Origin of the sequence: Streptomyces bobili, assembly GCF_002154575.1 — a bacterium.
In the GTDB taxonomy this organism is placed as follows: domain Bacteria; phylum Actinomycetota; class Actinomycetes; order Streptomycetales; family Streptomycetaceae; genus Streptomyces; species Streptomyces bobili.
The window spans coordinates 1-13,824 of record NZ_MUBA01000047.1 but is presented as its reverse complement, the minus strand read 5'-3'; the positions used below and the strand labels follow the sequence as shown (position 1 = coordinate 13,824).

Sequence of the window (13,824 nt, the reverse complement as noted above, 5' to 3'; positions counted from 1 at the left end):
GAGGTGGGTGGGGTGGGGTGACGTCGGCCATTTGACCGGGCATCGCCGACCTCAGTCCGAGCAGGTCAGAGCGAGGGTGAGGTCTCACGGCCCCCCGCCACCCGCAGCGTCACCGTCGCCGCGACTCCCGCGAGGACGCCCCACAGCAGTGCGGCCGTCACCCCCTCGCCCAGGCCGGACGCCACGTACATCAGCCCTGAACTCGTCCCCGTCCCGTCCTGCGCCATGCGCAGCGACTGCGCGGCCAGCAGGCCGAGGACGGTCGCGCAGACTCCGCCCGCCGCCATCGCCGGGACGGACACCCGGGTGAGGAGGCCGGGCAACCAGCGCAGGGTGCACCAGACGACGGCGAGGAGCAGGACGTCTCCGAGGCGGTACAGGAGCCAGTCGCCGAGCGGTGCGCCGGCCGGGCCGGACCACGCGCCGAGCAGCAGCCACTGGCGCAGCAGGTCACCCGGTTCGCCGAAGAGTCCGCTGCCCGTGAAGGCCGTCTGGAGGGTGGCGGCGTTCGACTGGTACGAGAGGACGATCAGGGAGACCGCGACCACCGCGGTTCCGGCGGTGGCGGCCAGCACGGCCGGCCGCGACGGAACGTTTTCGCGCGGCTGCGGCTCGGTGCCCTTCAGCGCAAGTCGCGCCACGAACACCGTCCAAGCCGCCGTGGCCAGCGCCACCGGTACCGCGATCTGCCGCCCGGACGCGGAGGCGGACGCAAGCTGCGGCAGGAAGCGGTAACTGCCGTGCCCTCCGGCCGCGATGAGCCAGGGAGCGGACACCGTCACCGCCAGGGTCGCCGCCACCAGGCCCCAGGCCCACAGGGCGAGCAGCGCGGCCCACGTCCGGCGGCCGCGCTCGGCGGGAAGTCGCCGGATCAGGAGGAGCGCCCCGGCCGTATAGAGGACGAACACGGCGGCGAAGCGGATCTGGATCGCCGTGTGGTGCAGGTCGAGGTAACGGGAAGCGCCGGTCCCGTCGACGTACCCGCCCGCGGTCCCGGAGGGTTCGTACGCCCAGGGCAGCAGCCATCTCCGGAGGTCGGCGACGGCCGCGAAGCCGAGGACGTCGTTCGCGCCCTCCAGACGCAGTGCCTCGGCGCTCGCCCCCGCCCACCACAGCAGCAGCGTCACCATCAGCCCGCCCGCCACCGCCGGTATCGCCGCGCGCCGGTACTCCATGTCCTGCCCCCGTGTTCGTCTGCCGTCGGCCCAAGTCGACCTGTCGCAGGGGACATTACGTGGACGCGGTCACATGCTGAACTTCGTTTCCTCGCCGCCCGACAGCCGGCGCAGCACCGTCCCGCACCTCCGCGCATACGCCTGCTGCAACCCCCGTGTCGCCGGCCCGCCCGCCCGTGCGTACCACTTGGCGGGGCGGCTGAAGGCGGACACCGTGAGCCAGACCGTGCCGTCGCCCGTGCGGTCGACGACGAAGGATTCCTCGCCGGATTCGGGGTGGCCGGTGAGGGTGCCGTATGCCCAGCCTGCGCGCCGGTGTTCCTCCACCGTCCAGACCACACGGCAGGGGGCCTTGATCAGGCCGGCCAGGGTGACCGTGACGTCGACGTCGGGGGCCGCGCGCTCGGCGCTCGCCTCGATGCCGATGCCGAGGGCGCGGTGCAGTTCCCAGGTGAGGACCGCCTCCGCGGCGCGTCGGAAGACCTCCTCGCCCTCGCCGAGGCGCGTACGCACGTGCAGGGCGTGGAAGCCGGGCGGGCAGAAGCCGGGCTCGCGCGTGGCGCCGACGTCCTCGTACGTGAAGTCCGCAACTGACATGGGACCCAAGAGTAGGGCGGCACCCGGAACGCCTTCTTCCCGGGTGCCGCCCCAGAGACGCTAGAGGCTCAGGCGACGTTGACCGCCGTCCAGGCCGCCGCGACCGCCTTGTACTCCGTGCTGGTGGAGCCGTAGAGCGCGGACGCCGCGCTCAGGGTCGCCGTCCGGGCGCCCGCGTAGTTGGTGGTCGAGGTCATGTACGAGGTCAGCGCCTTGTACCAGATCTGGACCGCCTTGGCGCGGCCGATGCCGGTGACCGTCGAACCGTTGGAGGTGGGGGAGTTGTACGAGACGCCGTTGATGGTCTTGGCGCCGCTGCCCTCGCTCAACAGGTAGAAGAAGTGGTTCGCCGGGCCGGACGAGTAGTGCACGTCCAGGTTCTTCAGCGTGGACGACCAGTAGTCGGCCGACGCGCCGTCCTTGCTCGGCTTGTCCTGGTAGCGCAGCGGGCTGCCGTCGCCGTTGATGTCGATCTTCTCGCCGATGAGGTAGTCACCGGGGTCCGAGGAGTTCGCCGCGAAGAACTCGACCGCCGTGCCGAAGATGTCGGACGTGGCCTCGTTCAGGCCGCCGGACTCGCCGGAGTAGTTCAGGCCCGCGGTGTTGGAGGTGACGCCGTGGGTCATCTCATGGGCGGCCACGTCGAGCGAGGTCAGCGGGTTGGTGTTGGACTCGCCGTCGCCGTAGGTCATGCAGAAGCAGGTGTCCGACCAGAAGGCGTTGACGTACGCGTTGCCGTAGTGGACGCGGGAGTAGGCCGCGACGCCGTTGTTCTTGATGCCGTTGCGGCCGAAGGTGTTCTTGTAGAAGTCCCAGGTGGTCTGGGCGCCGTAGGCCGCGTCGACCGCCGCCGTCTGGTCCGTGCTGGAGCTGGAGGCCGCGCCGGTGCCCCAGGTGTCGTCGGCGTCGGTGAACAGCGTGCCCGCCGAACTGGTGGTGCTGCGCGCCTTGTTGTACGTCTTGTGGCCGCCGCGTGAGGTGTCGTTCAGCTGGTACGTCGAACCCGAGAGGGCGGTGCCGAGGGTGACGGTGCCGGAGTAGAGGCTCTTGCCGGTGCCGGTCTCGATGCCCTGGTACTCGTACAGCTTCGCGCCCGTGGCCGCGTCGGTGACGACGTGCAGCTCGTTGGGGGTGCCGTCCTCCTGGAGGCCGCCGACGACGGTCTCGTAGGCCAGGACCGGCTTGCTGCCGTTGCCCGCCCAGATCACCTTGCGGGGCGCCTGCGAGGCCTCCGTGTCCTCGGAGCCCGCCGCCTTCGCCAGCGACAGTGCCTGGCTCTCGGCCTTGGTGGTGGGGACGGCCGGGGTGGTCGAGGCGACCTTGATGGTGGCCTTCGTCGCCTTGGTGACGCCCTGCTCCGCGCCGGTGGCCGACTCGTGGACGACGAGGTCGCCGCCGAGGACCGGCAGGCCGGCGTAGGTGCGCTCGTAGCGGGTGTGGACCGTGCCGTCGGCGTCCTTGACGACGTCGCGGACGACGAGCTTCTCCTGGGCGCCGAGGCCTATCTCGCGGGCCGTCGCGCCGGCGTCGGCCTGCTTGTCCTGGATGAGGGCGGTGCGGACGGCCGGGGCGAGCGCCGTCGGCACGGCGAGGGGCTTGGCGGCCGTCGCGTCGGCGGGGGTCTGGGCGACGGCGGAGCCGGAGGTGAGTCCGGTGGTGACGAGCGCTCCGGCCGCGACGGCGGTCGCGATGGCCAGGGTGGTGCGCTTGTGACGCGCGTAGAAAGTGGTGGGGGAGGAGGACACACAAGCTCCTTGGAAGTGGGGGGTGCCCGGCCGGCGTGGGGAGGCCGGCCGTGACGACGGTGAAGTTGTGCGGCGGGTGACAGGAAGAGTGGCATCCGGGTCGCGTACATGTCAGGACCCCAAAGTGATGTTGACCGAAAATCGACCAACCGGTGAACGTTTCCGCAGTGTGAACGGACCTGACCTCGGTCAAAGGCCAACAGAATCAAGGCAATCGACTGGCAAAAAGAGGACGCCGCCCCTGGAGCCGAAGCTCCGGAGCGGCGTCCTGTGGTGGGGGGTGGGCCCGCGTGCGGCCCCCTTCACAGCGTGGCGGCGACCTACGGGAAGGTCAGCTTCCAGCTGTTGATGTAGCCCGTGTCCACGGCCGCGTTGTCCTGGACCCTCAAGTTCCAGACTCCGTTGGCGACTTCGGAGGAGGCGTTCACCGTGTAGGTGGTGTTGAGGTTGTCCGCGCTGCCGCCGGTGCCGTACGCCTTCAGCGTGTACACCGTGCCGTCCGGGGCGACCAGCTGCACCCGGAGGTCACCGACGTAGGTGTGGACGATGTCGACCGCCACCGCGAGGTTCGACGGCGCGTTGCCCGTCCGGCCGGAGACGGTGACCGGCGAGTTGACCGCCGCGCCGTTGTCCGGAATCGATACGTCGTTGGTGCTCTCGAAGGAAGTGCCGCCACCGCCGCCGCCACCGGGCCGCGCGCCGACCGCGATGCCCGCCCAGGCGTGCTGGACGGCCGTGTACTCGGCGCTCGTCGTGCCGTACAGCTCACCGGCCGCCGCGAGGGTGCCCGTGCGGGCGCCCGCGTAGTTGGTGGTCGAGGTGAACTTCGTGGTCAGGGCGCGGAACCAGATCTTCTCCGCCTTGTCCCGGCCGATGCCGGTGACCGGCAGCCCGTCCGAGGTGGGCGAGTTGTACGAGACACCGTTGATGGTCTTGGTGCCGCTGCCCTCGCTCAGCAGGTAGAAGAAGTGGTTGGCGGGGCCCGAGGAGTAGTGCACGTCGGCGGACCCGATGCCGGAGTACCAGTTGTCGTACGACGAGCCGTCCTTGCTCGGCTTGTCCATGTAGCGCAGCGGCGTGCCGTCGCCGTTGATGTTGATCTCCTCGCCGATGAGGTAGTCACCGACGTCGGAGGAGTTCGCGGCGTAGAACTCGACGGTCGCGCCGAAGATGTCGGAGGTCGCCTCGTTCAGGCCGCCGGACTCGCCGCTGTAGTTGAGGCCGGCCGTGTTGGAGGTGAGCCCGTGGGTCATCTCGTGGGCGGCCACGTCGATCGACGTCAGCGGGTTGGCGTTGCCGGAGCCGTCGCCGTACGTCATGCAGAAGCAGCTGTCCGACCAGAACGCGTTGACGTAGTTGTTGCCGTAGTGGACGCGGGAGTACGCGCCGACCCCGTCGCCGCGGATGCCGGAGCGCCCGTGCACGTTCTTGTAGTAGTCCCAGGTCAGCTGGGCGCCGTAGGCGGCGTCGGCGCCGGCCGACTCCAGGTTCGACGCGGTGCCGTTGCCCCAGACGTCGTCGGGGCCCGAGAAGAGGGTGCCGGTGCCGGAGGTGCCGCGGTTGAGGTTGTACGTCTTGTGGCTGCCGCGGGTGGCGTCGGTGAGGTTGTACGTCGACCCGGACTGCGTGCTGCCGATGGTGACCTGACCGCTGTACACCGTGTTGCCGGTGCCGGTCTCGATGGCCTCCCACTCGTACAGCTTGGCGCCGCTGGTGGCGTCCGTGACGACGTGCAGCTCCTGCGGGGTGCCGTCGTGCTGGAAGCCGCCGACGACCGTCTCGTAGGCCACGGTCGGCGTGCCGTTCGCGGCCCAGATCACCTTGCGGGGCGCGCGGTTGACGTCGGGGCTCTTGGCGTCCTCCGCCTTCGCCGCCGACAGTGCCTGTGCCTCGGCCTTGGCCGCCGGCACCTTGGCCGTGGTGGTGGCCGGCTTCACGGCGGCGCGGGTGGCCTTGACGACGGACGCCGTCGCACCGGCCGGGGTGGACTCGACGACGAGGTCGCCGCCGAGGACCGGCAGGCCCGCGTAGGTGCGCTCGTAACGGGTGTGGACGGTGCCGTCCGCGTCCTTGAGGACGTCCCGGACGACGAGCGCCTCCTGGGCGCCGAGGCCCAGTTCCTTCGCCGTCGCCGCCTTGTCGGCGTTGGCGCCGCGGATCAGCTCGGCGCGCTGGGCGGGGGTGAGGCGGACCGATTCCGAGCCCGGTATCGCCTGGCCGGCAGCCTGCGGTGCCTTCACCGGGGCGGCCGTCGCGGCGCCGGACTGTACGGCGGCGGCGATGAGCGCGGACACGCCGACGAGGGCGAGGGCCGCGGCTCTGCGGGTGGGGGTGTGGGAGGTGCGTCTGCGAGGAGAGGAACTGCTGCTCAACACTGACTCCTTCTGCGCGGCCGCGGGTCACGCGGCCGGGGGGAGACCGCACGGCGGGTGGGCCGCGCGGGCACAACTGGGGCCGTACGCAGAAACGGGTGACGCTGTGGGGTTGCTGTGCAGTAGCAGTGGGAAGAGTGGCAGCCGACAGCGCTGTCTGTCAGGAGCGCGTCAGAAAGTTGGCTGGAAACAGTTCGTTGTCCGGGAGTTCATGTTCGATATACGGATCGGATCACTGGAGGCCGCCCTGAGGGTCCCGGCGCTCCCCGTGCCACGTCCCCCACAGCGACGCGTACGCCCCGCCCGCCCGCACCAGCTCCTCGTGCGTGCCGAGTTCGGTCAGCCGGCCGCCCTCCATCACGGCGACCCGGTCCGCGTCGTGCGCGGTGTGCAGCCGGTGCGCGATGGCGATGACCGTACGGCCGCGCAGTACGGCCGCCAGCGCCCGCTCGGTGTGCCGGGCGGTCGCCGGGTCCAGCAGGGCCGTCGCCTCGTCCAGGATCAGCGTGTGCGGGTCCGCCAGCACCACCCGCGCCAGCGCGAGCTGCTGCGCCTGCGAGCCGTCCGTACGGCGGCGGTCCGCGCCCACCTCCGCGTCGAGACCGCCGGGCAGCTCCCGCACCCAGCCCGCGGCCCCCACCGCGCCCAGCGCCTCCCACAACTCCTCGTCCGACGCGGCCGGTTCGGCGATCAGCAGATTGTCGCGGACCGTACCGAGGAAGACGTGATGCTCCTGGGTGACCAGGACGACCTGCCGGCGCAGCGTCTCCGGAGCCAGGTCCGCGACCGGCACCCCGCCCACCGTGACCGAACCCGCCGTCGGCGCGTCCACGCCCGCCAGCAGCCGGCTCAGCGTCGTCTTGCCCGCACCCGACGGGCCGACCACCGCGAGCCGCTCACCCGGCCGCACGGTCAGGTCCACCCCGCGCAGCACCTCACCGCCGCGGTCGTACGCGTACCGCACGCCCCGCACGTCGATCCGGTCGTCCACCGGGAGAGGCGCCCCGCCCTCCGGCTCGGACCGCGGGGCACGGGCCAGCCCCTCCACCCGCGCGAACGAGGCACCGCTGCTCTGGAACTGCTCGACCCGCATCAGGATCTGGTCGAGCGGCTCGTAGAGCTGGCGCAGATACAGCGCCGCGGCCACCACCGCGCCGAGGCTCAGCGTGCCCCGCGCGTGCAGCAGCCCGCCCAGCAGCAGCACCCCCGCCACGGGCAGCGTGTACGACACCTCCACCACCGGGAAGAACACGCTCCGCAGGAACAGCGTGCGAAACCGCGTACGCCGCGAGACCGCCAGCGCGTCCCGGCTCGCCGCCGTCCGCCGCTCCCCCAGCCGGAACGCCTCCACCGTGCGGGCCCCGCCCGCGGTCTCCGCGAGGATGTCGGCGACCTCCGAGGTGGCCGCCCCCTCCGCGAGGTACCCCGCACGCGCCCGCCGCAGGTACCAGCGCAGCGCGAACACGATCGGCGTCAGCCCGAACACCCCCACGACGCCGAGCAGCGGGTCGATCACGAAGACCGCGCCCAGCAGGAACAGCGCCTGCACCGCGCAGACCAGCAGCTCGGGCCCGGCGTCCCGCAGGGTCGTGCCCACGGCCGCCACGTCGGCCGTGCCGCGCGTGGCGAGGTCACCGGTGCCGGCCCGCTCCACGACCGACGCGGGCAGCGCCAGCGTCCGCTCGACGAAGCCCTCCCGCACCCGCGCGAGCGTCCGCTCCCCGAACCGGTGCCCCGCGTACCGGGCCCAGCGGGCCAGCACCAACTGCGCCAGCGCGCACACCAGGATGGCCGGAGCCAGCCGGTCGACCGCCGCCGTCCCGCCGCCGGAGCGCACCTCGTCGATGATCCGGCCGAGCAGCCAGGGCCCGGCCAGACCGGCCGCGGCGGCCAGCACGTTGAGCGCCACGACACCGGCGAAGACCCGCGCGTCGGCCCGCACCAGCCGGCCGGTGGCCCGCCGCACATCGGCCCGCGTGGCCACCGGAAGCCGCCCCTCGCCGACCTCCGCCTCCACTCCCGCCGCCTTCGTGTCCGACGTCATCGCACGGCCCCCTCGGCATCGGCGCCCTCGGCGCTCCCGGTCCCGGCGCCCTCGGTCCCGGCGGTCTCCTCCGTGCCTTCGGTGTCTTCGGCGCCCTCCGTGTCGCGCGCCACCAGGGCCCGGTACCCCGGCTCCGTCTCCAGCAGCACCCGGTGCCGGCCGCTCGCCGCGACCTTCCCGTCGACCAGGTACAGCACCCGGTCGGCGTGGTCGAGCAGCAGCGGGGAGGAACTCGTCACGACGGTCGTCCGGCCGGCGCGCGCCTCCCGCAGCCGCCGCGCGATCGCCGCCTCCGTGTGCGCGTCGAGCGCCGAGGTGGGCTCCACGGCCAGCAGCACCTCGGGATCGGCGAGCAGCGCCCGCACCAGCCGTACGCGCTGCCGCTGGCCCCCGGAGAGACTGCGGCCCTGCGCGGCCACGGTGGAGTCGAGCCCGTCCGGGAGGCCCCGCACGATGTCCTCGGCGGCAGCCGCCCGCAGCGCCCGGTCGACCTTGGCGGGGGACGGTGTGCCCCGGCCGCCCACCAGCTCGCGCAGGCTGCCGGCGAACAGGTCCGCCTCGTTGTCGGCGACCAGGATCCGCTCCCGCACCCGCGCCGCCCCCACCGAGTCGAGGCGTACGCCGCCCCAGGTGGCGTCGGTCGCCCCGTACCGGCCCAGCCGGTCGATCACGGCGGCCGTGTCGGCGGGCCGCGCGCCTGCCAGCGCCGTCAGCAGGCCGGGCACGACCCGCACACCGGAGGCGGGGTCGTACAGCTCCGCCGGCCCGGCGGGCGCGTCCTCCGTGCCGGTGTCCGGATCGGGCTCCAGGCGCAGCAGCCGTACGACCCGGCGAGCGGCGACCACGCCCCGGCTGAGGTGGTAGCCCATGTCGACGAGGAAAGCCACCGGGCCGACCAGCACGGCCACATAGCCGTACACCGACACCAGCTCGCCGACCGTCAGTTCGCCCTGGGCGGCGAGCCGGGCCGCGAGCCAGGTCACCACGGCGAGGAACACCGTGGGCAGGCCCATTCCGAGGGCCTGCATCCAGCTGGTGACCGAGCCGACCCGGTAGCCCTGGTCGCGCAGCCGCCGGGAGTCGCGGCGGAACGCGTCCGCGAAGAGGCTCTTGCCGCCGAGGCCGTTGAGCACCCGCAGGCCGCCCGCGAGGTCGCCCACGCGTGCGGTGAGCACGCCCTGCCGCTCCCGGTACTCGCCCTCGACGCCCTGGAGCCGGCCCATCAGAGGGCCGACCAGCACGGCGATGACGGGCATTCCCAGCAGCACGACCACCGCGAGCAGCGGCGAGACCGACACCAGCACCCCGGCGACGACGACGTAGACGACGACCGAGCCGATGCCCGGCCCGATCATCGTCAGGGACATGGCGATGGTCTGCACGTCGCCGACACCGATCGTGACGACCTCCCCGGCCCCGATCCGGCGCGGCAGCGCGGCACCCAGCCGGACCGCGTGCCGGACGACGACCTTGACCGTGCGGAAGTTGGCGTCCATGCGCAGCCGGGTCATCGTGCGGTGCCGCATGACGCTGACCCAGGCGTTCAACGCCCCCACCGCGAACAGCGCGGCCGTCCAGAGCACCAGCGCGGCCGTGTCACCGCCCTCCAGCCCGTCGTCGACCGCCCTCGACAGCAGATACGGCGCGACGGCCATCAGCACCATCCAGACGCTGGACAGTGCCGCCCCCGCCGGCGCCCGCCCCGGCTGGCGGCAGATCAGCCACCACAGGTACCACCAGCCGCCCCGGCAGTCGGGCGTGCCGGGGTCGGCGTAGGCGTCGACCGGCTCCCTCCGCGTCCGCCCCGCCCTCACGCGAGGCTGTCCCGCCAGGCGCGGTGCAGGTCGGCGAACCGGCCGGTGCCCGCCACGAGTTCGGCCGGGGTGCCGTCCTCGACGATTCCCCCGTGCTCCATGACGAGCACCCGGTCGGCGATCTCCACGGTCGACAGCCGGTGCGCGATCACCACAGCCGTACGGCCCTTCAGGACCGTCGCCATCGCCGCCTGCACCGCCCGCTCGCCGGGCACGTCGAGCGAGCTGGTCGCCTCGTCGAGGATCAGCACCGCCGGGTCGGCGAGCAACGCCCGTGCGAACGCGACGAGTTGGCGCTGGCCGGCGGAGATACGGCCGCCGCGCCTGCGGACGTCCGTGTCGTAGCCGTCGGGCAGGGTGCTGATGAACTCGTGCGCGCCGAGCGCCTTCGCCGCCCGCTCGATGTCCTCCCGGCTCGCGTCCGGCCGCCCGATCGCGATGTTCTCGGCGACCGTCCCGGAGAACAGGAACGCCTCCTGCGTCACCATGACCACCCCGCGCCGCAGTTCGGCCGTCGTCAGGTCGCGCAGATCGACACCGTCGAGGAGGACCCGGCCCGCCGTCGGGTCGTAGAAGCGGGCGAGCAGCTTGGCCAGCGTGGACTTCCCGGCGCCGGTCGAGCCGACCACGGCGACGGTCTGTCCGGCGGGCAGGGTGAGGTCGAAGCGGGGCAGCACCTCGCCGCCCGTGCGGTAGCCGAAGGCGACACCGTCGAACACGACCTCGCGGCCCGGCATGCCCGGCCGGCGGGCCGGCAGCTCCTGGGGCGCGGTCGGCTCGGGCACGGACGGCTCCTGGGCCAGCAGCCCGGCGATCTTCTCCAGGGAGGCCGCCGCCGACTGGTAGGAGTTGAGGAACATGCCGAGCCGGTCGATCGGGTCGTACAGCCGCCGCAGGTACAGCACCGCCGCCGCCAGCACGCCCAGCGCGAGGGAGCCGTCCGCGACCCGCTGGGCGCCCCACAGCACGATCAGCGCGACGGCCGTGTTGGCGACCAGCCGCGAGCCGACGACGTACCGGGCCATCTCCAGGAGCGCGTCGCCGTTGGTCCGCTCGTGCCGCTGGTTCAGCACCCTGAAGTCGGCCTCGTTGACGGCCTCGCGGCGGAAGGCGCGCACCGGCCGGATGCCGTTCACCGTCTCCACGAACTTCACGATCACGGACGCGATCGCGGTGGACCGCGTCCGGAACACCCGCCCCGCGCGCCGCTGGTAGATCCGCACCAGGAGGTACAGCGGCCCGAACGAGGCCACCGCGACCGCGCCGAGACCCAGGTCCAGCCAGAGCAGCATCGCCGAGATGTAGAGGAAGGACAGGACGACCGTGACCAGTTCCTGGAGGCCCTCGCTGAGCAGCTCGCGCAGCGACTCCACGTCGGTGGTGGAACGGGAGATGAGCCGGCCCGAGGTGTAGCGCTCGTGGAAGTCGAGGCTCAGTGCCTGCGCGTGCCGGAAGATCCGCCCGCGCAGGTCCAGCAGCACGTCCTGGTTGACGCGGGCCGAGGCGATCAGGAACGCGTACTGGAGCCCGCCACCGGCCAGCGCACACCCCAGATAGCCCACGCCCACCGCGATCAGCGGCCCCAGATCGTCCTCGCGGAACGCCGGCACGGCACGGTCGATGGCGTACGCCACCAGCAGCGGGCCCGCCTGCACGGCCGCCTGCTGGAGCAGCAGCAGGAACGTGGTGAGGGCGACGCGCGCCTTCATCGGGGCGAGCAGCGAGCGCAGCAGCGTGCCGGTGGCGCCCGGCGGGGTGGGCAGGACGTCCTGGTCGAAGGCGTCGGCGTGCTCCTTCGCGGCCGTCAGGTCCTCGTCGTCGCCGGCGGTGGGGGAGGCGGTCGTGGGCGCGGTCATCGGCGGTCGGCCTCCTGGTCCCCGGACATGAGATGGGCGTACTCGGCGTTGGTGTTCAGCAGTTCGTGGTGCGTGCCCACGGCGGTGACGCGACCGCCCGACAGCAGGGCCACCCGGTCGGCGAGCAGCACGGTGGACGGCCGGTGGGCGACGATCAGCGCGGTCGTGTCCGCGAGGACGCGGCGCAGCGCGGCCTCCACGGCGGCCTCCGTGTGGACGTCCAGCGCGGACAGCGGGTCGTCGAGCACGAGGAACCGGGGCCGGCCCACGACGGCCCGCGCCAGCGCGAGCCGCTGCCGCTGCCCGCCGGACAGGCTCAGCCCCTGCTCACCCACCTGGGTCCCGGTGCCCTGCGGCAGCGCGTGCACGAACTCGGCCTGCGCGACGGCCAGCGCCCGCTCCAGATCGCCGTCGTCCGCGTCGCCGCCGGCCCCCATCAGCACGTTCTCCCCGACGCTCGCGGAGAACAGCGTCGGCTCCTCGAAGGCGACGGCGACCCTCGCCCGCAGCTCCTCGCGGGGCATCGCGGTGATGTCCTCCCCGTCGAGGGTGATCCACCCCGAGGTCACCTCGTGCAGCCGGGGGACCAGCGCGGTGAGCGTGGTCTTCCCGCTGCCGGTGGCCCCGACCAGCGCCATCGACTCGCCGGGCCGGATGTGCAGATCGACCCGGTCGAGGACGGGAGGGGAGCCGGGGTCGGCGTCGGGGTAGCGGAAGGTGACACCGTGGAAGCGCAGGCCGTCGCCTCCCGGTGCCGCCGCACGCTCCTGCGTGCCAGTGCCAGTGCCAGTGCCAGTGCCAGTGCCCGTGTCGGTGGCGGATTCCGGCTCCGCGTCCATCACCTCGAAGTAGCGTTCCGTCGCCGTGGCCGCCTCCTGGCTCATCGCGAGCAGGAAGCCGATCGAGTCGACCGGCCAGCGCAGGGCGAGCGCCGTGGAGAGGAAGGCGACCAGCGTGCCCGCGGACAGCTCGCCGTCCGCGACCCGCACCGTGCCCAGCACCAGCGCGGCGCCGATGGCCAGTTCGGGCAGGGTCACGATGACCGCCCAGATCGTCGCCAGCAGCCGCGCCTTGTGCAGTTCCGTGCCGCGCAGGCCGAAGGACAGGTCGCGGAACGCCCGCGCCTGGCTGCGGTGCCGGCCGAAGCCCTTGATGATCCGGATCCCGAGGACGCTCTCCTCGACGACCGTCGTCAGATCGCCGACCTGGTCCTGGGCGCGTCGCGCCACGCGCGCGTACCGGTTCTCGAAGATCACGCAGGTGACCATGACGGGGATCGCGGGCCCCAGGACGACCAGCCCGAGCGTCCAGTCCTGGAGCAGCATGATGGTCACGCCGACGAGGATCGTCACCGAGTTGACCAGCAGGAACGTCAGCGGGAAGGCGAGGAACATGCGCAGCAGCATCAGATCGGTGGTCCCCCGGGACAGCAGCTGTCCCGACGCCCACCGGTCGTGGAAGGCCACCGGCAGCCGCTGGAGGTGCCGGTACAGATCGGCCCGCATCTCCGCCTCGACATGGGACAGCGGCCGGGCCACCAGCCAGCGCCGCAGCCCGAACAGGATCGCCTCCGCCGCCCCGAGCAGCAGCAGGGACAGCGCGCCCAGCCAGACGCCCGCCGAGTCCCGGTCCGCGACCGGCCCGTCCACCATCCACTTCAGCACGAGGGGGATCACCAGCCCCGTACAGGAGGCGATGACCGCGATGGCCGCGGCGGTGAACAACCGCACCCGCACGGGCCGCACATACGGCCACAGGCGCAGCAACGTCCGGACGGCGGAACGATCCTTGGCGGGTGCGGGTGTCGTGGGCATCAGGAGCGAGCCTACGGATCGCCACTGACAACGCCCACCGAGTTTTGGCCGGACCGGGCTCGGTCTTCGGACCTACGACCTGCGCGTTCGGGCCCTCGAACCGCGCGGGCCGAGGTGCGGTCGGGGGGCCGCCGTCATCCGATCGGCCGATGCCCGCGATTCAGGGCCGGCCCGGCCGGAACCGGAAGGGACCGACCGCTCAGCGGTCGGCCACCCGCATCTCGAACCAGGTCGTCTTCCCGCGGGGCAGCAGGTCGACGCCCCAGCGGTCGGACAGCTTGTCGACGAGGAACAGGCCCCGGCCGCTGACGTCCAGCTCCTGGACCGGCATCAGACAGGGCAGCCCCCGTGAGGGGTCCCGGACCTCGACGCGGATCCAGCCGCGCCGCCTGCGCAGGCGCAGTCCG

The 13,824-nt window shown here is 72.8% G+C and carries 9 protein-coding genes; all 9 read right to left on the bottom strand.

Annotated features, from left to right (window positions below; genetic code table 11):
• Nucleotides 1-65 precede the first annotated feature (65 nt).
• Nucleotides 66-1,175 (bottom strand): hypothetical protein, encoded by a 1,110-nt coding sequence (locus tag BZL64_RS04435; RefSeq protein ID WP_086766361.1) that lies wholly within the window; start codon nucleotides 1,173-1,175, stop codon nucleotides 66-68.
• 69 nt (nucleotides 1,176-1,244) lie between these two features.
• Nucleotides 1,245-1,772: a DUF1990 domain-containing protein gene (locus BZL64_RS04430; RefSeq protein ID WP_086766359.1), complete on the bottom strand. Its 528-nt coding sequence runs from the start codon at nucleotides 1,770-1,772 to the stop codon at nucleotides 1,245-1,247.
• A gap of 68 nt (nucleotides 1,773-1,840) precedes the next feature.
• Entirely contained in the window at nucleotides 1,841-3,517 is a 1,677-nt protein-coding gene (locus BZL64_RS04425; protein WP_086766357.1) for a M4 family metallopeptidase, read from the bottom strand.
• Nucleotides 3,518-3,837: 320 nt separating this feature from the next.
• Nucleotides 3,838-5,889, bottom strand: a complete 2,052-nt coding sequence (locus tag BZL64_RS04420) for a M4 family metallopeptidase (protein WP_086766355.1) — start codon at nucleotides 5,887-5,889, stop codon at nucleotides 3,838-3,840.
• Nucleotides 5,890-6,121: 232 nt separating this feature from the next.
• On the bottom strand, nucleotides 6,122-7,933 hold the full coding sequence (locus BZL64_RS04415; RefSeq protein WP_086766353.1) for an ABC transporter ATP-binding protein: 1,812 nt from the start codon (nucleotides 7,931-7,933) through the stop codon (nucleotides 6,122-6,124).
• Entirely contained in the window at nucleotides 7,930-9,747 is a 1,818-nt protein-coding gene (locus BZL64_RS04410; RefSeq protein WP_086766351.1) for an ABC transporter ATP-binding protein, read from the bottom strand. The genes BZL64_RS04415 and BZL64_RS04410 overlap by 4 nt, the downstream gene beginning before the upstream one ends.
• Complete coding sequence (locus BZL64_RS04405; RefSeq protein ID WP_086766349.1) at nucleotides 9,744-11,603, bottom strand: ABC transporter ATP-binding protein; 1,860 nt, start codon at nucleotides 11,601-11,603, stop codon at nucleotides 9,744-9,746. Before BZL64_RS04405 ends, BZL64_RS04410 begins: the two co-directional genes overlap by 4 nt.
• A complete protein-coding gene (locus BZL64_RS04400; RefSeq protein WP_086766347.1) occupies nucleotides 11,600-13,417 on the bottom strand; it encodes an ABC transporter ATP-binding protein in 1,818 nt (605 codons plus the stop codon). The genes BZL64_RS04405 and BZL64_RS04400 overlap by 4 nt, the downstream gene beginning before the upstream one ends.
• Nucleotides 13,418-13,616: 199 nt before the next feature.
• Nucleotides 13,617-13,824: ATP-binding protein (locus tag BZL64_RS04395; protein ID WP_143662985.1), on the bottom strand; the 208-nt coding region annotated here is incomplete at its 5' end.